18 protein-coding genes are annotated in these 17,043 nt (G+C 71.3%); 9 read left to right on the top strand and 9 right to left on the bottom strand.

Annotated elements, in window-relative coordinates; all coding sequences use genetic code 11:
- Nucleotides 1-28 precede the first annotated feature (28 nt).
- From CSC66_RS02660 to CSC66_RS02650, 3 genes are all read right to left on the bottom strand, one after another.
- Complete coding sequence (locus tag CSC66_RS02660) at nucleotides 29-1,291, bottom strand: heme biosynthesis protein HemY (protein WP_162375846.1); 1,263 nt, start codon at nucleotides 1,289-1,291, stop codon at nucleotides 29-31.
- The gene (locus CSC66_RS02655; RefSeq protein WP_162375845.1) at nucleotides 1,288-2,277 is read right to left on the bottom strand and encodes a uroporphyrinogen-III C-methyltransferase; all 990 of its coding nucleotides are present in this window, start codon (nucleotides 2,275-2,277) and stop codon (nucleotides 1,288-1,290) included. Before CSC66_RS02655 ends, CSC66_RS02660 begins: the two co-directional genes overlap by 4 nt.
- A gap of 112 nt (nucleotides 2,278-2,389) precedes the next feature.
- Complete coding sequence (locus CSC66_RS02650; RefSeq protein WP_162375844.1) at nucleotides 2,390-3,151, bottom strand: uroporphyrinogen-III synthase; 762 nt, start codon at nucleotides 3,149-3,151, stop codon at nucleotides 2,390-2,392.
- A gap of 55 nt (nucleotides 3,152-3,206) precedes the next feature.
- Between CSC66_RS02650 and CSC66_RS02645 the strand changes: the two genes are divergently transcribed.
- The 5 genes from CSC66_RS02645 (at nucleotide 3,207) to CSC66_RS02625 (ending at nucleotide 6,394) form a co-directional block, all read left to right on the top strand.
- Complete coding sequence (locus CSC66_RS02645) at nucleotides 3,207-3,662, top strand: YiiD C-terminal domain-containing protein (protein ID WP_162375843.1); 456 nt, start codon at nucleotides 3,207-3,209, stop codon at nucleotides 3,660-3,662.
- A 52-nt stretch (nucleotides 3,663-3,714) separates the two neighbouring features.
- Entirely contained in the window at nucleotides 3,715-4,143 is a 429-nt protein-coding gene (locus CSC66_RS02640) for a hypothetical protein (RefSeq protein ID WP_202935581.1), read from the top strand.
- Between the two features lie 144 nt (nucleotides 4,144-4,287).
- Entirely contained in the window at nucleotides 4,288-4,725 is a 438-nt protein-coding gene (locus tag CSC66_RS02635; RefSeq protein ID WP_202935580.1) for a rhodanese-like domain-containing protein, read from the top strand.
- Between the two features lie 90 nt (nucleotides 4,726-4,815).
- The gene (gene secB, locus CSC66_RS02630) at nucleotides 4,816-5,337 is read left to right on the top strand and encodes a protein-export chaperone SecB (RefSeq protein ID WP_162375842.1); all 522 of its coding nucleotides are present in this window, start codon (nucleotides 4,816-4,818) and stop codon (nucleotides 5,335-5,337) included.
- Between the two features lie 22 nt (nucleotides 5,338-5,359).
- Complete coding sequence (locus CSC66_RS02625; RefSeq protein ID WP_162375841.1) at nucleotides 5,360-6,394, top strand: NAD(P)H-dependent glycerol-3-phosphate dehydrogenase; 1,035 nt, start codon at nucleotides 5,360-5,362, stop codon at nucleotides 6,392-6,394.
- A gap of 839 nt (nucleotides 6,395-7,233) precedes the next feature.
- Here the strand turns inward: CSC66_RS02625 and CSC66_RS02620 are convergent.
- The 4 genes from CSC66_RS02620 to CSC66_RS02605 form a co-directional block, all read right to left on the bottom strand.
- On the bottom strand, nucleotides 7,234-7,788 hold the full coding sequence (locus CSC66_RS02620; RefSeq protein ID WP_162375840.1) for an OmpO family porin: 555 nt from the start codon (nucleotides 7,786-7,788) through the stop codon (nucleotides 7,234-7,236).
- 157 nt (nucleotides 7,789-7,945) lie between these two features.
- The gene (trmL, locus tag CSC66_RS02615) at nucleotides 7,946-8,422 is read right to left on the bottom strand and encodes a tRNA (uridine(34)/cytosine(34)/5-carboxymethylaminomethyluridine(34)-2'-O)-methyltransferase TrmL (protein WP_162375839.1); all 477 of its coding nucleotides are present in this window, start codon (nucleotides 8,420-8,422) and stop codon (nucleotides 7,946-7,948) included.
- 48 nt (nucleotides 8,423-8,470) lie between these two features.
- Entirely contained in the window at nucleotides 8,471-8,872 is a 402-nt protein-coding gene (locus CSC66_RS02610; RefSeq protein ID WP_162375838.1) for a hypothetical protein, read from the bottom strand.
- A 370-nt stretch (nucleotides 8,873-9,242) separates the two neighbouring features.
- The gene (locus CSC66_RS02605) at nucleotides 9,243-9,980 is read right to left on the bottom strand and encodes an SDR family oxidoreductase (RefSeq protein ID WP_162375837.1); all 738 of its coding nucleotides are present in this window, start codon (nucleotides 9,978-9,980) and stop codon (nucleotides 9,243-9,245) included.
- 91 nt (nucleotides 9,981-10,071) lie between these two features.
- Here CSC66_RS02605 and CSC66_RS02600 point away from each other — a divergent pair, with 91 nt between their 5' ends.
- The 3 genes from CSC66_RS02600 (at nucleotide 10,072) to CSC66_RS02590 (ending at nucleotide 14,569) form a co-directional block, all read left to right on the top strand.
- Entirely contained in the window at nucleotides 10,072-12,930 is a 2,859-nt protein-coding gene (locus CSC66_RS02600) for a M16 family metallopeptidase (protein WP_162375836.1), read from the top strand.
- Nucleotides 12,931-13,141: 211 nt separating this feature from the next.
- Nucleotides 13,142-13,459 (top strand): DUF4156 domain-containing protein, encoded by a 318-nt coding sequence (locus CSC66_RS02595; protein WP_162375835.1) that lies wholly within the window; start codon nucleotides 13,142-13,144, stop codon nucleotides 13,457-13,459.
- A gap of 93 nt (nucleotides 13,460-13,552) precedes the next feature.
- Nucleotides 13,553-14,569 carry a 3-oxoacyl-ACP synthase III gene (locus CSC66_RS02590; protein WP_162375834.1) on the top strand — a complete coding sequence of 339 codons (1,017 nt, stop codon included), beginning with the start codon at nucleotides 13,553-13,555 and terminating at the stop codon, nucleotides 14,567-14,569.
- Nucleotides 14,570-14,703: 134 nt separating this feature from the next.
- Here CSC66_RS02590 and CSC66_RS02585 read toward each other — a convergent pair whose 3' ends face one another.
- Entirely contained in the window at nucleotides 14,704-15,465 is a 762-nt protein-coding gene (locus CSC66_RS02585; RefSeq protein WP_238394236.1) for a UPF0149 family protein, read from the bottom strand.
- Between the two features lie 105 nt (nucleotides 15,466-15,570).
- Between CSC66_RS02585 and CSC66_RS02580 the strand changes: the two genes are divergently transcribed.
- Nucleotides 15,571-16,497, top strand: coding sequence for an alpha/beta fold hydrolase (locus CSC66_RS02580; RefSeq protein WP_162375833.1), 927 nt, complete (start codon nucleotides 15,571-15,573; stop codon nucleotides 16,495-16,497).
- An 80-nt stretch (nucleotides 16,498-16,577) separates the two neighbouring features.
- On the opposite strand, the gene CSC66_RS02575 is transcribed toward CSC66_RS02580, so the two are convergent.
- Complete coding sequence (locus CSC66_RS02575) at nucleotides 16,578-17,006, bottom strand: YkgJ family cysteine cluster protein (RefSeq protein ID WP_162375832.1); 429 nt, start codon at nucleotides 17,004-17,006, stop codon at nucleotides 16,578-16,580.
- Nucleotides 17,007-17,043: the final 37 nt, after the last annotated feature.

Genomic DNA, 17,043 nt, shown 5'->3' with positions numbered 1-17,043 from the left:
ACGGTCGTCGCGGCGCCGGGTGCCGGGGTCAGTCCTTCAGCCGCGGGATGCCGTGCGCGTCGCGGTCCTCGACCACCGCGCGGTCGAAGATCTTCTCGCGCAGGTCGCGACCGGGCAGTTCCTCGGCCGCCTCGCCGCGCGCGGCATGCAGCGCGTTGGCATAGGCACGGCGCGCCAGGCCCTCCTCGCCGGCGGCGGCGAAGCCGGCGCCCATCTCCTCCCAGGCATCGGCACCGGCGCCCTGGGCCAGCGCCCGGTGCAGGAAGTCCTGCGCCTGCAGCCACTGCCCCTGCTTGCGCGCCAGCCGCGCCAGCGCGACCAGCAGCGCAGGGCTCGCCGGGTGCGCCTGCAGCCAGCGCTGGGCGCTGGCCCGGCGGGAATCGACGTGGCCGATCGGCAGGCGTCCGTAGAGGTCGGCCAGCGACTCGTCCCAACGCGCATCCAGCGCCTGTTCGATGTGGCGCAGCGCGGCTTCGTCCCAGCGCAAAGCCGCCGCGCGTTCGGCATAGGCGGCGACCACCGACGGCTCGGTGCGCAGCGGCTTGGGCATGGCTTCCCAGCGTTCCGCCAGCAGGTTCGCATCGGCCGCATCGCGCAGCGACTGGGTGGCCAGCTCCAGCTCCAGCCGGCCCAGTTCGTCGGCCGGCAGCGCGTCCTGCTGCCGCAGCGCACCGAGCAGGCCATACGCTTCGTCCGCGCGGCCGATCATCTTCAGGGCGCGGGCGCGCAGCAGCAGCCCGCGCGGCGGTAACGGCTGCGCGGCGGCCACGTCCAGCGCGTTGATTGCATCGACCGGCAGGCCGCGCGCGAGCAGCCGTTCGCCCTGCAGCATCGCGTGCGCGGCCGGGTCGCGCACGGCGAGCGTGGCCAGCCAGCCCTGGGCGGCGGCATCGTCGCCGCGTCCGTCGGCGGCACGGACGGCGCCGGCCAGTGCGATCGCGCCGACTTCGCGGTCCTCCACCGCCGCCGCGAACAGGCGTTCGGCGCGCAGCCAGTGGCCGCCCTGCAAGGCGCGCAGCGCTTCGATCAGGCGCGCACGACCCTGACGCTTGCGATACCGGCCCCAGGCGCGGAACGGCAGCCGCAGCAGCGACCACGCCAGCCCCAGCGCGAGCCAGGCGAGCACCAGCAGCAGCAGCGCGCGCGGCAGCGTGGTGCTGTAGTCGTATCCGCCGGTGCGCACGATCACCTGGCCCAGCGTGGACTGGTCCTGCTGGGCGAGCCACTGCGCGCCGATGACGCCGAGCACGGCAACCACCAGCAACGCCACCAGCCATCGATACGGTTTCACCGGGCAGCCTCCTTTCCTTCGCGCATGGCGCGCAGCTGCTGCAGGGTGCTGCCGAGCAGCGGCGACTGCGCCTGCAGGGGCGCCTCGCGCAACGATTCGAGTTCCTGCCGAACTTCGCGCAGCGCGGGTGAATCGGGCCACAACCTGCCGACCCACATCGCGCTGCGGTTCAGCGCGGTATGGAAACCGTCAACGTCGCCGCGTTCCAGCGCGGCGCGCGCCAGGGTCAGTTCCACCTGCAGCGCATCCTCGCCCTGCCGGCGTTCGGCTTCGCCCATCAGCGCCTGGCCGCTGGCGGGCCGGATCTCGAGCAGCGGCGAAAGCAGCCGCTGCCAGAGCGGGCGCTTCTGCTCGTGCGCCGGAGCGGACGGCACCTGCAATGGCAGCCGCGCGATATCCGCGCTGATCGCCTCGAGCCGTTGCGCGGCCTGCGCGCGCGGGCCCGGGCCCAGCGCGTCCAGCGCAACGCGCTCGGCCGCCAGCGCCTGGCGCAGGTTGAGCGCCTCCGGCTGGTCGAGGCCGTCGAGCATGGCGGCGGCGAGCGCATAGGCGCGCCGTGCCCCGGCGACATCGCCGGCGATCTGCAGGCGCTGCACGCCCAGCACCAGCAGCAGTTCGGCCTCGTCCAGGCGCAACGCCTGGTGGCCCTCGCGGGCGTTGGTGTCCAGGCGTGCGACGGCTTCCTCGAGCAGCGCATTGCGCTGGCCCAGGCCGAGCACTTCGTCGCGAAGCACCCGGTTGGAGGCGGCGGCGTCCTGCAGCAGCCGGCCCTGCGCGCGCAGGTCGCCGCGCAGGGTGTCCATGCGTTGGCCGAGCGCGTCGATCTGGCGCGCGTCGTCGAGCGCGCGTTCCTGCGCCTGTTGCTGCCGCGCCTGCCAGCCCTGCCACCCGAACCAGCCGGCGAGCGCCACGCCGGACGCCAGCACGAGCGGCACCAGCAGGCGCCAGCGCGCACGGCGAGGAGCGGTGGGAGCGACGTCATTCACGGCTGCGTCCTTGTCATGCGGCCGTCGTCGCGCTGTCAACCGTGACGCGCATCGCACCGGGGCCGCATGCGAAGGATCGCTTGGCGCCTGCGCAGCTGCAAGCGCGCGCGGTTCAGACGGTGGTCGGCAGCGCGTCGGCGGCGGTGCGGGCCAGCGCCGCCGGCCGCGGGCTGCCGGCGACCAGGACGCGTTGCCAGCCCAGGTCGCGTGCGATGGTGGCCAGGCGCGCACTGGCGGCGACCACCGGCGAGTGGCGCAAGCGGGTCGTCAGGGCGTCGGGCAGCTGCGGGAGCACCCGTTGCAGCGCCTCCTCGCTGCTGAGCGCCAGGACGAGGGGAGCGTCGGCGGCGGCCAGCCGGGCGAGGGCGCGCCGGTCCAGCGGCACCGGCACCCGCGCATAGACATCGGCCCGGTCGACGCGGGCGCCGCGTGCCGCCAGCGTCGGCGCCAGCAGGCCACGGCCGCCCGGTGCGGTGACCAGCCCGACCCGCGACGGCGCGGCAAGCGCCGGCAGCGCCAGCAGACCCTCGCTGTCCATCCGTCCGGGCGCCTGCACCTGCACGATGCCGGCGCGGCGCAGTGCGGCGGCGGTGCCGGCGCCGACCGCCAGCCAGTGCTGGCCGGTCCGAACCGCCAGCGGCTGCAGCTGCGCGGCCGCGCGCACCGCGGCTGGGCTGGTGAACACCACGACCGGCGCCGCCAGCGCCTGCACGAGTGCTTCGCCGCTGGCCGCGTCCTGCATCGGCACGATCCGCCATGGCGACAGCGGCAACAACGCGCCCCCATGGCGCGCCGCAGCCCGGCGCAGGGCCGCATGCTCGCCCTGTCCACGCAACGACACCAGGTACCAGGCGGGCGGACGGGATGCGGGCATTCCGGCATTATGCGGGCCCCGCGCGGCTCGCCGCGCTCCAGCCGAAGAAAATGAAATGGGTGATACCGGTTCCCTCGACGCGCTGCGCGCACACCTGCAATCGATCCCGCTGGTGCGGGCCATGCAGGTGGACGTGGTTGGCGACTCCGCCGGCCGGATGCGGTTGCAGGCGCCGCTGGGACCGAACGTCAACGACAAGGGCTCGGCGTTCGGCGGCAGCCTGGTGTCGCTGATGACCCTGGCCGGATGGGCGCTGGCGACCAGGCGCCTGGACGAAGCCGGCTTCAAGGCCGACGTCTACGTCGCCGACAGCCAGGTCCGCTACCTGGCGCCGCTGCTGTCGGGGCTGGAAGCGGAAGCCTGGCTGGAAGAGGGGGACTGGGAGGCCTTCGTCGCCACCTACCGCCAGCGCGGCCGCGCGCGCTGCCGCATCGCCGCCCGCGTGCGCCTGCCCGACGGCGGCGATGCGACCGTGTTCAGCGGGCGCTTCGTCGCCCTGCGCCCGGACTGAGTCGCGCGCCCGGGCTGCTAGGATGCGGCGCATCCATCCGGGAAGCCGCCGCATGCACAAGCTCACCTCCCTGTTGCTGCCCGCACTGATCGCGCTGCTCGCACTGGCGGGGCTGCCGCGCGCCGAGGCCGCCGGCAGTTCGCGCAAGCTGGAGCAGGCCCAGGTCGTGTTCTCCTCGGCCATGCGCTGGAGCGACTACGAGGCCGCCTGGCAGATGGTCGACCCGGAGGTGCGCGCGGAGAAGCCGCTGACCGACCTGGAGCTGGAGCGCTACAAGCAGCTGCAGGTCTCCAGCTACCGGGAGGGCGGCAACGGCGAGCTGGAAGACGGCACGATCGCGCGCTCGGTGGAGATCGGCGTGATCAACCGGCACACCCAGGCCGAGCGCATGGTCCGCTACCAGGAGCGCTGGCGATGGGACCCGAAGGCCAAGCGCTGGTGGCAGATGGCCGGGCTGCCCGACTTCTGGGACGGCAAGTAGAGCGGGGCTCGCCCCGCTGCACCCCTGCGGCGAAACACGTCGTGGCCCGGGAGCCGCAGTAGCGCAGCCCCCGCCCCGCGAGGGCGGCAGCCGCGGCGCCTGTGCGACAATCCGGGCCCTTTCCCGCCGCAGACCCGGACCGCCGTGAATTTCGAGACCCTGATGGCCTTCTTCGGCCGCCACCCGATGCTGTCGCTGGCGCTGGCGGGCCTGACCCTGGCCATCCTCTACACCGAGATCGCGCGCCTGTTCCGCGGTTACAAGGCGATCAAGCCGGCCGCGCTGACTACCCTGGTCAACCAGGAAAACGCGCTGGTGGTGGACCTGTCGGCCAGCGCCGATTTCGAGAAGGGCCATATCCCCGGCAGTCGCAACCTGACCCCGAGCCAGTTCAGCCCGGAGGCCAAGCTGGTGGCCGGCGCGAAGCAGTCGCCTGTGGTGCTGGTCTGCCGCAACGGCATGGCCTCCGCCGACGCCGCCAAGAAGCTCAAGAAGGCCGGTTTCGAGCAGGTCCACTGGCTCGACGGCGGCATCGCCGCGTGGGATGCGGCAGGCCTGCCGCTGGTCAAGGGGCGCGCCTGAGCCGCCGGCCGCGCCCGGGCGGGCGTGCCATAATCCGACGTTCTTTCCCGATCACGCTGATCGATCCCACCGCTTTCTGGAGTTTGTGAAATGTCCGACGAAACCACCAACGGCGCCGCCGTTCCCGCCCAGCAGGATGCCGCGGGTCCCGCTTTCAGCGTCGAGAAGATCTACGTCAAGGACGTTTCCTTCGAGGCTCCCGGCGCGCCGGCGATCTTCAGCGAGCAGGGCCAGCCGGACCTGCAGCTCAACCTCAACCAGCGCGTGCAGCGCCTGAACGAGGCGCTGTTCGAGGTCGTGCTGACCGTGACCCTGACCTGCAAGGTCGGCGACAAGACCGCCTACGTGGCCGAAGTCGAGCAGGCCGGCGTGTTCGGCCTGGTCGGCCTGCAGCCGCAGGCGATCGACGTGCTGCTCGGTACCCAGTGCCCGAACATCCTGTTCCCGTACGTGCGCCAGATCGTCGGCGAGCTGATCCAGGCCGGCGGTTTCCCGCCGTTCCTGCTGCAGCCGATCAACTTCGACGCGCTGTACGCCGAGACCCTGCGCCAGCGCCAGCAGCAGGCCGGCGCGGATGCGGCCGCCAGCGAGCTGCCGGTCGGCAACGCCTGATCCGCGCCTGCGGCCTGCAACCATGACCGCGGGAGTTGCCGTACCCGACACGCTCGCGGTCCTGGGCGCCGGTTCCTGGGGCACCGCGCTGGCCACCCTGGCCGCGCGCAACGGCCTGGCCACCACCCTGTGGGGCCGGGACGCGGCGATCGTCGAGGCGATCGACCGCGGGCACCAGAACCCGCGTTACCTGCCCGGGATCGAATTGCCGGCCTCGCTGCGCGCCACCACCGACCTGGCCCAGGCCGTGCGTGGCGCCACCTGGGTGCTGGTGGTCGTGCCCTCGCACGCCTTCACCGAAACCCTGCACGCGCTCAAGCCGCTGCTGCCGGCCGGCGCCGGTGTGGCGTGGGCGACCAAGGGATTCGAGCCGGGCTCGGGCCGTTTCCTGCATGAAGTCGCCGAGGACGTACTCGGTCCCGGGGTGCCGCTGGCCGTGGTCACCGGCCCCTCGTTCGCCAAGGAAGTCGCGCTCGGCCTGCCGACCGCGGTGACCGTGCACGGCGCCGACCCGCAGTTCGCCCAGGTCGTGGCCGATGCGCTGCATGGCCCGGCGTTCCGCGCCTATACCGGCAACGACATGGTCGGCGCCGAGCTGGGCGGGGCGATGAAGAACGTGCTGGCGGTGGCCACCGGCGTGGCCGACGGCATGGAGCTGGGCCTGAACGCCCGCGCCGGGCTGATCACCCGCGGCCTCAACGAGATGCTGCGCCTGGCCGCGGCGATCGGCGCCCGCCCGGAAACCCTGATGGGCCTGGCCGGCCTGGGCGACCTGGTGCTGACCTGCACCGGCGACCTGTCGCGCAACCGCCGCCTGGGCCTGGCCCTGGGCCGTGGCCAGCCGATGGACGAGGCGATCCGCGAGATCGGCCAGGTGGTCGAGTCGGTGCAGACCGCCGACGAGGTCATGCGCCTGGCCGACCGCCACGGCATCGAACTGCCGATCTCCGCCGGCGTGCGGGCGGTGCTGCACGGGGACATCACCCCGGTCGACGGCCTGCGCCAGCTGCTGGCGCGCGAACAGAAGCCCGAATACCCAGCGGCGCTTTTTCTCTAGCCCTTCCCAGGGGCGACCTGGGGCCAATCCGGTTCCCCGCACCCGCAGATCCCGAAGCCGGATCGAGGGCGTCGCGTGGGGCCGGCCTCGGGGCGGCCGTCGTCGCCAAGGTCCGGAGCGTTATGTCCCGTCGGCTCCGGAGGGGCCGCTGCTCTGCCGCAATGGGGGTCGTCGCTCACGCCGGCGTCCTGCCTCAGTTCGCGACCGCGGCACATCCCTGTGCCGCTCGACCCCCATTGCGGCAGAACAGCGTCCTTCGGCGCGTCCAGGACTGCGCTTCGATCGCTTGGCGGTACAGCGTGGGCACCCGCCCCGGCAACAGGTACTGCTGGGTCGACAGGTGGAAGACCACCGATGATTCGACGGCTCGACGGTGTTGGCACAGCGTCGCACTCGCCCGGCTCCTACGATCGAAGCCACGACCCCGATGACCGCGAAGGACGCCGTACCCTGGGCCCATGTCCCAAGTGGCACATGGATGTGCCACGGCCCTTCGTAAAGACAGGACGTCGTCCCGAAGGGTGGGACATGGGCCCAGGGTGCGGCGGCCCCGTCCGGAGCCGACGCTTCAACCGCGGGAAGCGGCCGCTTGGGGAGCCGAGGCTACAACAGGGCACGGCGACCCCGTCCGGAACTGACGTTTCGACCGGCTACGACAGGCCCTGCAAGGCGCCTGCGCCGTGCGCCGCCGACCAGCGCCCGCTTCCGGAACGGAAACAAAAAGAGCCCGGCTTGCGCCGGGCTCCGGGTCTGGCGTGGAGGGAGGGAAACACGCCAGTAGAACTAGGCCAGGGACAGGGGAGAGAGGGACCATCCCCGGCCTATCGCACAGGTGTCGCTTACCAGCTGAAGCGCGGGCCGACGAACCACTGGGTGTCGCCGTCGACGAACTTCACGTCGCCGCTCACGCCCCAGTTCTGGTTGAACTTGGCCTGGGCGCCGAGGCGGCCGTAGAACTCGCCGTCGTAGTTGTCGCCGTCTTCGTAGCCGGCCATCACGTAGCCTTCGAAGTTCGGGTGCAGCGCGCCGCGCACGCCGACTTCGGCGCTCCAGCCGTCGTAGTCGAAGCCGCTGCCGGCATCGAACTTCTCGTAGGCGACGCGGGTGACCAGGTCGGCGGACGGGGCGATCTCGCGGTTGTAGCCGACGCCGGCGCGCCACTGGTCGAAGTCGATCGAGGTGTCGTCGATCTCCTGGTTGCTGTAACCACCGAACAGGTGGAAGTTCGGGGCGATGGCGACCGAGCCGTCCAGGCCCCAGCCGTCGGCATCGGCGCCGTCGGTATTGGTCGCGGCGTAACCGCCCTGGACGTAGTTGTAGGACACGCCCTCGGCCGCCGAGGCGGCGAAGGGGGCGGCGACCAGCAGGGTCAGGGCCAGCAGGGACTTCTTCATTGTTCTATCGACCTCTATGTCGTTTGGTATGTCCGGCCTTTTGCTCCGACCGGTGGGCGCAATTATTCGCAGTGGTCCTCAATCCAGCCTGAATATCAAACTGACTGGTACATTAATTTGGCGCGACTTCCGGGAACTTGGGGGCTTGCATCAGGCATCAGCCCGCGCCGGCGAACCCATTCTGCCGCCAGGCCTCGAACACCACCACCGCCACTGCGTTGGACAGGTTGAGGCTGCGGTTGCCCGGGCGCATCGGCAGGCGCAGCTGCAGCTCCGGGGCGACCGCGTCGAGCACGTCCTGTGGCAACCCCCGGGTTTCCGGGCCGAACAGGAAGGCATCGCCATCGGCGTAACGCGGCTGGTCGTGGCGGACCTGGCCGCGGGTGCTCAGCGCGAACAGGCGTGCCGGCCGGATCGCGTCGAGCGCGGCGTCCAGGCTGGCGTGCACCTGCACGCGGGCGAACTCGTGGTAATCCAGGCCGGCGCGCCGCAGCTGCTTGTCCTCCATCGCGAAGCCGAGCGGCTCGACGAGGTGCAGGCGCGCGCCGGTGTTGGCGCAAAGCCGGATCACGTTGCCGGTGTTCGGCGGGATCTCGGGCTGGTACAGCAGGATGTCGAAAACAGGCGCTTGCATCGCGGCGATTGTATGCGGGCCCCTCCCGCCGCCGCGCGGGTGCGGCGGTCAGGGCAGGGTGACGGCCAGGGTCTCGGCCAGCAGCGTGGTCGCCAGCTGCGCGGTCAGGGCCTGGGCGTGCTCGGCGGCCACGATGGCGGCGCGCTCGGCCAGCTGCTCGGCGGTCGGGTACACGTTGATCGCCGCCAGGTCGACGATGTGCGCCACGCGCGGGGCTTCGTTGGCGGCCAGTTCGGCGGCCAGCGCGGCATCGGGGCGGACGGTCACGGCCGGCAGGTCGACGACATGGGCGACGCGCGGGGCGTTGGCGGCCAGCTCGGCGCTCAGGGCGGCGTCGGGACGGACGGTCACGGTCGGCAGGTCGACGATGCGGGTCTCGGCGGCGTTGGCGGACAGGGCGGCCAGCGACAGGATCAGGCTCATCGCGGCGGAAAGGGTCTTGGCGTTCATGGCGTGCTCCGGTGTGATGTGGCGGTGGTGTGGTAGTAAAGTAATACACCTAACCAGCAAGCGCAAGCGAAAGTTCAAGATTTCCCGCTTGTGTTCACCATCCGTTCAGTAATTTTCAGGATGGCGCTGGACTCGCCGGATACAACGCATGCAGCGTGCCAACCTTAAGCAACTGATTTACCAGTCTTTTGTCGGGTGTCCGCGGTGTCCGGCCGTGCGCGCGGACGTCCGTCCAGCGTGGTTTCCGTGTCCGGCGCCCGCCGGCTGGCGGTCTCGGAACCCGGTTCCAGGACGGCCGACCGCAAGCCGACCGCCCGGAAGAGCTCGGCGCCTTATGTAGGTAGGGATGCGCGCGCGAAGCGGCGCGCGGTCACCAGGGCAGTACCTGGCCCCGCGGGTCGAGGAAGACGCCGCTCTGCCCGGGGCCGAGCCGGTCGATGACATCCAGCAGCGCCGCCACCGCCTCGGCCGGCGCCAGCGTGGCCTGCGCGCCACCCATGTCCGTGCGCACCCAGCCCGGATGCAGCGCCACCACCCGGATCCCACGTGGGGCCAGGGCCCGCGCCAGCAACACGCTGCCCATGTTCTGCGCGGCCTTGCCGATCGCGTAGCTGGGCGTGCGGAACTCGTCGCGCCGGGCGATCGAGCCGATCTCCGAGGACAGGTTGGCCACCACGGCTCCCGCGCGCGCGCCATCGGCATCGGCCAGCAAGGGCGCCAGCGCCTGGGTCAGCAGGAAAGGGCCGATCGCATTGGTGTGCAGGCTGGTCTCCAGGTCGGCCTCGGCGACCTGGCCGAAGCGCTCGCCGCCGTGCAGCACGCCGGCATTGTTGACCAGCAGCCCGAGGCGGGCGCCATCGAGCACCAGTGGCAGTTCGCGCACCAGTTCGTCGCGGCTGCGCGCGCTGGCCACGTCCAGCGGCAGCACGTGCAGCCGGCCCGGATGCTCGCCGGCCAGCAGGTTCAACGCCGTCGCGCGTCCGGGATGGCGGCAGGCGGCCACCACGCGCTCGCCACGCACCAGCAGCTGGCGGACGAATTCCAGGCCAAGCCCGCGGTTGGCGCCGGTCACCAGGCAGTGGCGGTCGGCTTCGGTCGAGTCCCGCATCGGCGGCTCCGCTCCGGCATGGCTTGTGGCCTAGTGTAAAGGCCGGGGGCGCTGGGTAGGATCGGGCGTCTACTCCCCAAGGAGCGTCACCATGACGTTAGCCCGCCGGCCGCTTACGGCCGCCCTGGTCCTGGCCATCACCGCATCGCTCGGCGTCGCCGCCCTGGCGCCTTCGCCGGCGCTGGCCGCCAAGACCGCAGCGCCTGCCGGCGAGCAGCTGGTGCCATACGAGGAGTTCACCCTGCCCAACGGCCTGCGCGTGATCGTGCATACCGACCGCAAGGCGCCGGTGGTGGCGGTGAACCTCTGGTACCACGTCGGCAGCAAGGACGAACCGGCCGGCCGCAGCGGCTTCGCCCACCTGTTCGAACACCTGATGTTCAACGGCTCGGAAAACTACCGCGGCGAGTTCTTCGAGCCGTTCGAGCTGGCCGGCGCCACCGACCAGAACGGCACCACCTGGCTGGACCGCACCAACTACTTCCAGAACGTGCCGACCACCGCGCTGGACATGGCGCTGTGGATGGAGTCCGACCGCATGGGCCACCTGCTCGGCGCGATCGACCAGAAGGTGCTGGACGAGCAGCGCGGCGTGGTCCAGAACGAGAAGCGCCAGGGCGAGAACCAGCCCTACGGCCAGGCCGACGACGAGCTGTACCGGGTGCTGTACCCGAAGGGCCACCCGTACCACCACAGCACGATCGGCTCGATGAACGACCTCAACGCGGCCTCGCTGGAGGACGTGAAGAACTGGTTCCGCGCCTGGTACGGCCCGAACAACGCGGTGCTGGTGCTGGCCGGCGACATCGACGTCGCCACCGCCAGGGAGAAGGTCGCGCGCTACTTCGGCGACATCCCGGCCGGCCCGAGCCTGGCGCGCGTGCAGGCCGGACCGGTGAAGCGCGAGGACAGCCGCGCGACGATGACCGACAAGGTCCCGCAGGCGCGCATCTACCGCGCCTGGAGCGTGGCCGGCTACGGCGATGCCGATGCCGACCGCCTGCAGGTGCTGTCGCAGGTCCTCGGCGGCAGCCGCAGCTCGCGCCTGGACCGCCGCCTGGTCCACGGCGAGAAGCTGGCCGACAAGGTCAGCGCCTACGTGCAACCGTTCGAGCTGGCGTCCACCTTTTACATCACCGCCGACGTGAAGCAGGGCGTGGACCCGGGCAAGGTCGAGGCGATCATCGACGAGGAGCTGCGCAAGCTGCTGGCCGACGGCCCGACGGCCGCCGAGCTGCAGCAGGCGCAGGCCATGCTCGAGGCCGGGTTCGTGCGCGGCATCGAGCGCATCGGCGGCTTCGGCGGCAAGGCCGACGCGCTGGCCGAGTGCGCGGTGTACACCAAGGACCCCGGCTGCTTCCGCGCCAGCCTGGAAGTGGTCCGCGACACCACCGCCGCCAACTTCAAGGCCACCGGCCAGCGCTGGCTGGGCGAAGGCTCGCACACCCTGGTGGTGGTGCCGGGCGACCGCACCGTGCTGGAGGAAGAGGCATCGCCGACCCCGGCGCCGTTCGTGCTGCCCAAGCCCGATCCCAAGTTCAAGACGGCCAGGGCCACGGTCGACCGCAGCCAGGGCGTGCCGATGCCCGAGAGCTTCCCCGACCTGAAGTTCCCGGCGCTGGAGCGGGCCACGCTCAGCAACGGCACGAAGGTGATCCTGGCCCGCCGCGACGCGGTACCGGTGGTGCAGTTCAGCTACGAGTTCAAGGGCGGCTTCGCCGCCGACCAGGGCCGCAAGCTCGGCACCTCCAGCTTCACCATGGGTATGCTCGACGAGGGCGCGGGCGAGCTGGACGCGCTGGCGTTCGCCAACCGCGCCGAGTCGCTGGGCGCGATGCTGGGCGCAGGCGCGGCGCTGGACGGCGGCAACGCCTACCTGTCGGCGCTGAAGGAGAACCTGGACGATTCGCTGGGGCTGTTCGCCGACATGCTGCGCCAGCCGCGCTTCGACCAGAAGGAGATCGACCGCGTCCGCGCCACCTGGATCGCCGGCATCGGCCAGGAGAAAGCGCGGCCGAACGGCGCCGCGCTGCGGGTGCTGCCGCCGCTGCTGTACGGCCAGGGCCATCCCTATGCGATCCCGTTCAGCGGCAGCGGCACCGAGGCCTCGATCGCCGCGCTGACCCGCCAGGACCTGCTCGATTTCCACAACCAGTGGGTGCGTCCGGACAACGCGACCCTGATCGTGGTCGGCGACACCACGCTCGACGAGGTGGTGCCGCTGCTGGAGAAGCACTTCGGCGACTGGAAGGCCGCCACGCCGGCCGTGGCCGCCGCGGCGCTGCCGGCAGTGGAGCGTCCGGCCAGGCCGACCGTCTACCTGGTCGACCAGCCCGGCGCGGTGCAGGCCACGATCCTGGCCGGCCAGGTGGTGCCCTCCACCAAGGACGCGGGTGCGATCCGGTTCGACTTCGCCAATTCGGTGCTCGGCGGCGAGTTCACCTCGCGCCTGAACATGAACCTGCGCGAGGACAAGCACTGGGCCTATGGTGCCTACAGCAGCGCCCCGGGCGCGATCGGCCAGCGGCCGTGGATCAGCTTCGCCCCGGTGCAGATCGACAAGACCGCCGAGGCCCTGAAGGAGCTGGACCGCGAGATCCGCGAGTACGCCACCGGCAAGGCCCCGCCGACCGCGGAGGAGGTGGCCAAGATCCAGGCCACCGAGATCCGCAGCCTGCCCGGCGCCTACGAGACCAGCCGCGCGGTGATGTCCACCATCGGCGGCATCGTCCGCTACGACCGCCCGGACGACTACGTGTTCAAGCGCAAGGACGAGATCGAGGCGCTGACCGTGGAGCAGGTGCAGCAGGCCGCCGCCGCCCTCGATCCCGACAAGCTGGTGTGGGTCGTGGTCGGCGACCTCAAGCAGGTCGAGGCGCCGGTGCGCGCGCTGAACCTGGGCGAGGTCCACGTGGTCGATGCCGACGGCAAGCCGGTGGCGGCGAAGTAGGTCCGGCCGCGCGCCGGCTCCCACCGGCGCGCGCCCCTGGCACCGTTCGCCAGTAGGAGCCGATCCTCATCGGCGACCCGACACCGCCGGCACAGGCGACGCCCCCGGGCATCCGACTCACGTGTCGCCGATGAATCGGCTCCTACAATGGCGTTCATCCCCGGGCCGGCACTCTGGTGGCTGCCGGCCCCTCCACCTGGAATTCCCGCCCATGCTCCGTCCCCTGTCCGTCCTGCTGCTGGTCCTCCCGTTGGCCGCCTGCACCTGGGTCTCGCTCAAGCCCGAGGCCAAGCAGGTGCGCGTGGTCCCGGCCGGGCCGGCGCCGGCCGGCTGCACCCGGCAGGGCGAGATCGAGGTCTCGGTAAAGCACAACGTGGCCTTCTACGATCGCGACGCGCTCAAGGTCCGCGACGAACTGGAAACCCTGGCCCGCAACGAGGCGCCCGGGGTGCCTGCCAACACCCTGCAGCCGCTGGGCGAGCCCAGCGGCGGCAGCCAGCGCTTCGCCGCCTTCCAGTGCGGCCCCTGAACCCGGCGGCGCCCGCCGGGGTTCGTAAAGGTGCGGTGAAGACGGCCAGCCGTTAGAATCGGTGCCCCTTCAGCCACACCGGCGCGGTTTGCCATGCTGTTCAAGAATGTCTCCATCGCCGGGCTGGCGCACATCGATGCGCCGCACACCCTGACCTCGCAGGAAATCAACGAGCGGCTCAAGCCGACGCTGGACCGGCTGGGCATCCGCACCGACGTGCTGGGCGACATCGCCGGCATCCACGCGCGCCGCATGTGGGACGACGGCCAGCAGGCCTCCGACGTGGCCACCCTGGCCGCGCGCAAGGCACTGCTCGATGCCGGCATCGGCGTCGAGAAGATCGGCCTGCTGGTGAACACGTCGGTCAGCCGCGACTACCTGGAGCCGTCCACCGCCTCGATCGTGTCCGGCAACCTCGGCGTGGGCGACGAGTGCATGACCTTCGACGTCGCCAACGCCTGCCTGGCCTTCATCAACGGCATGGACATCGCCGCCCGCATGCTCGAGCGCGGCGAGATCGACTACGCCCTGGTGGTGGACGGCGAGACCGCCAACCTGGTCTACGAGAAGACCCTGGAGCGCATGGCCGCCCCGGACGTGACCGAACAGCAGTTCCGCGACGAGATGGCCGCGCTGACCCTGGGCTGCGGCGCCGCGGCGATGGTCCTGGCCCGCCGCGAACTGGTGCCCGATGCCCCGCGCTACAAGGGCGGCGTGACCCGCTCGGCCACCGAGTTCAACCAGCTGTGCCGCGGCAACCTGGACCGGATGGTCACCGACACCCGCATGCTGCTGATCGAGGGCATCAAGCTGGCGCAGAAGACCTTCGGCGCGGCCAAGCTGGCGCTGGGCTGGGCGGTGGACGAACTGGACCAGTTCGTGATCCACCAGGTCAGCCGCCCGCACACCCAGGCGTTCGTGAAGTCCATCGGCATCGACCCGAAGAAGGTCATGACCATCTTCGGCGAGCACGGCAACATCGGCCCGGCTTCGGTGCCGATCGTGCTGAGCAAGCTCAAGGAGCTGGGCCGCCTGAAGAAGGGCGACCGCATCGCCCTGCTGGGTATTGGTTCTGGCCTGAACTGCTCGATGGCCGAAGTCGAATGGTGATGCGCCCCCGGCGCGCCTGATCCGGGTCGCATGAAGGGCCGGTTCGTCCGGCCCTTTTCATGTCCGGTCGATCGGCCTGGCGTTCCTGCGTCCGGCGGCGCGGGGCGTCCCCCGCATCGAGCCAGGGCTGTTGTTCAGCCCGCCCCGCAGCACTTCTTGTGCTTCTTGCCGCTGCCGCAGGGGCATGGATCGTTGCGGCCCGGCCCCGCGTCGCGGCGGATCGGGGTGCGCGGCGTCATCGACTCGAAGTGGTGGTGGTTGAGGTCGGCGAGCATGCCCGGCAGGTCCATCACGATCTCCAGCCGGTCGCGATAGGCCAGCGGCACGGGCGCCTTGCCGGGGTCGTCGTCGGCATCGGCCACCTCGCCGGACGCCAGCCGCTCGAGCAGGGCGAAGATCTCGTCGATCCACCCGTTCTCGTCCAGCCAGCGGTCCCACTCGGCCTCGCGCAACGCCACGCCTTCGAAGAAGCCGAGCGCCCATTCGCGGCCGACGTCCAGTTCGTCCTCGGCCAGGGCCTCGGCGCCGTCCTCCGGGTCTTCCGGCAGCCACATCAAGGGCATCAGGTGGTCCGGCAGGGCTTCATCGCCCTTGCGGGCGCGCGCGGCGCACATGTTCCAGTGGCCCGCCAGCAGGGCCTGGACCTCCTGCGCTTCCTCCGCACTGCCCCAGTTGGGCGCCTTGCCGCCCCATACCAGCGGCTCCCACTCCTCGGGCGGCACCGGCGAGGGCGACACCACCAGCGCGGAAAGAAAGCCGTCCAGGGCCTCGAGGTTGAACCCGCGGAACGGGACGGCGCGCTGTTCGAGCAGCGCGGACAGGCGCTCGATCTGCGCGTCATCGAGGTAGGGCGGGGGCGTGGCCATGGCGGACGGAAGCAAGGGAAGGGCGTGCATGGTAGTCCCTGCGGCAGCCCAAGGGAGGCGTGCGCGCCACGCCGCCGGCCGGTAGCGGCGCGCGCTGGCCTACAATCCCGGGCTTCCCGCGAAAACGGCCTCCCCGTGCCACAGTTCCCCGGCTACCCGTCCGATCCGAAGCGCTTCGAAGTCCGCCCCGGCATCTCGATGTCCTACCTGGACCAGGGGCCGCGCGACGGCGAGGTGGTGGTCATGCTCCACGGCAATCCATCGTGGAGCTACTACTGGCGCACCCTGGTCGCGGGGCTGGCCGACCCGGCTTCCGGCAAGCGCTACCGCTGCATCGTCCCGGACCATGTCGGCATGGGCCTGTCCGACAAGCCGGACGACTACCTGGCCTCGAAGCCGCGCTACGACTACACCCTGCAGTCGCGCGTGGACGACCTGGAGGCGCTGCTGCGCCATGCCGGCGTCGACGATGCCACCCCGGTCACCCTGGCCGTGCACGACTGGGGCGGGATGATCGGTTTCGGCTGGGCGCTGAAACACGCCGCGCAGGTCAAGCGGCTGGTGATCCTCAACACCGCCGCCTTCCCGATGCCGGCGACCAAGGCGATGCCATGGCAGATCGCGCTGGGCCGCGACTATTTCGTCGGCGAGCTGCTGATCCGCACCTTCAATGCGTTCTCCGCCGGCGCCTCGTGGCTGGGCGTGGAACGGAAGATGCCGGCCGACGTGCGCCGCGCCTACGTGGCGCCGTACGACTCGTGGAAGAACCGCATCGCCACGATCCGCTTCATGCAGGACATCCCGCTCTCGCCCAAGGACGAGGCCTGGCCGCTGGTGGAGGCGGCCGGCAAGGCCCTGCCGTCGTTCGCCGACCGTCCGGTGTTCATCGGCTGGGGCCTGAAGGATTTCGTGTTCGACCGGCATTTCCTCGAGCGATTCCAGGCCGACCTGCCGCGGGCGCAGGTGCACGCCTTCGAGGATGCCGGCCACTACGTACTCGAGGACAAGCACGAAGTGCTGGTGCCGGCGATCCGCCGGTTCCTGGAGACCCATCCGGCGTAGCGGCCGCGGTCCGGGGACGCGGCCGGCGCGTGCCTGGGGCACTGCGGTGGCGGGTGCGTGCCGCGCCACCGCCAAGGTGCTCAGGCGGCGATCGGCGGCGCCGGCGGCGACGAGGGGCTGTTGCCGTTGTCGTCCGGACAGTCGTCGTCGTTGCCGGCCGGGTCGCGCCAGCGCCAATCGGCGGCGGTGAGCGGCGGCAGTCCATGGACGATGCGCGCCTGGTCGCATTGCCCGCTGGGGGCACCGAATTCCCAGGACGCATCGACGTCGCGGCACACCGACGGCCGCTGGGGATGGATGCTGCAGCGCGAATACACCCCGATCTCCGCATCCAGCGCCACGCAGCGTACGGGCGCCGAGTAGGTGCCCCGCATGCACAGCCGGTGCGCGTCCAGGGGCTCGGTCAGGTGCGACGGCACCCCGCCCTCGCTGTGCGCGTCCGACTCCAGCCAGTGGAACGCGACGCGGTACTGGGTACAGCATGCGCCGCAGGTAAGGCAGGGGTGCATGGGGGTCCGACGCGTCGGGCGGTGGTGGGGGCGAGGC

Source organism: Pseudoxanthomonas kaohsiungensis (assembly GCF_010211765.1).
In the GTDB taxonomy this organism is placed as follows: domain Bacteria; phylum Pseudomonadota; class Gammaproteobacteria; order Xanthomonadales; family Xanthomonadaceae; genus Pseudoxanthomonas; species Pseudoxanthomonas kaohsiungensis.
Note: the sequence above shows the minus strand (reverse complement) of the source record. Positions and strands in the feature narration are given on the sequence as shown.

What these genes read in the sequence shown, in the direction of transcription:
- CSC66_RS02610 (WP_162375838.1), bottom strand. Translation starts at nt 8,872, where the DNA reads ATGAACGCCAAGACCCTTTCCGCCGCGATGAGCCTGATCCTGTCGCTG.
- CSC66_RS02620 (WP_162375840.1), bottom strand. Translation starts at nt 7,788, where the DNA reads ATGAAGAAGTCCCTGCTGGCCCTGACCCTGCTGGTCGCCGCCCCCTTC.
- CSC66_RS02595 (WP_162375835.1), top strand. Translation starts at nt 13,142, where the DNA reads ATGCTCCGTCCCCTGTCCGTCCTGCTGCTGGTCCTCCCGTTGGCCGCC.
- CSC66_RS02575 (WP_162375832.1), bottom strand. Translation starts at nt 17,006, where the DNA reads ATGCACCCCTGCCTTACCTGCGGCGCATGCTGTACCCAGTACCGCGTC.
- CSC66_RS02625 (WP_162375841.1), top strand. Translation starts at nt 5,360, where the DNA reads ATGACCGCGGGAGTTGCCGTACCCGACACGCTCGCGGTCCTGGGCGCC.
- CSC66_RS02600 (WP_162375836.1), top strand. Translation starts at nt 10,072, where the DNA reads ATGACGTTAGCCCGCCGGCCGCTTACGGCCGCCCTGGTCCTGGCCATC.
- secB (WP_162375842.1), top strand. Translation starts at nt 4,816, where the DNA reads ATGTCCGACGAAACCACCAACGGCGCCGCCGTTCCCGCCCAGCAGGAT.
- CSC66_RS02650 (WP_162375844.1), bottom strand. Translation starts at nt 3,151, where the DNA reads ATGCCCGCATCCCGTCCGCCCGCCTGGTACCTGGTGTCGTTGCGTGGA.
- trmL (WP_162375839.1), bottom strand. Translation starts at nt 8,422, where the DNA reads ATGCAAGCGCCTGTTTTCGACATCCTGCTGTACCAGCCCGAGATCCCG.
- CSC66_RS02605 (WP_162375837.1), bottom strand. Translation starts at nt 9,980, where the DNA reads ATGCGGGACTCGACCGAAGCCGACCGCCACTGCCTGGTGACCGGCGCC.
- CSC66_RS02645 (WP_162375843.1), top strand. Translation starts at nt 3,207, where the DNA reads ATGGGTGATACCGGTTCCCTCGACGCGCTGCGCGCACACCTGCAATCG.
- CSC66_RS02640 (WP_202935581.1), top strand. Translation starts at nt 3,715, where the DNA reads ATGCACAAGCTCACCTCCCTGTTGCTGCCCGCACTGATCGCGCTGCTC.
- CSC66_RS02590 (WP_162375834.1), top strand. Translation starts at nt 13,553, where the DNA reads ATGCTGTTCAAGAATGTCTCCATCGCCGGGCTGGCGCACATCGATGCG.
- CSC66_RS02585 (WP_238394236.1), bottom strand. Translation starts at nt 15,465, where the DNA reads ATGCACGCCCTTCCCTTGCTTCCGTCCGCCATGGCCACGCCCCCGCCC.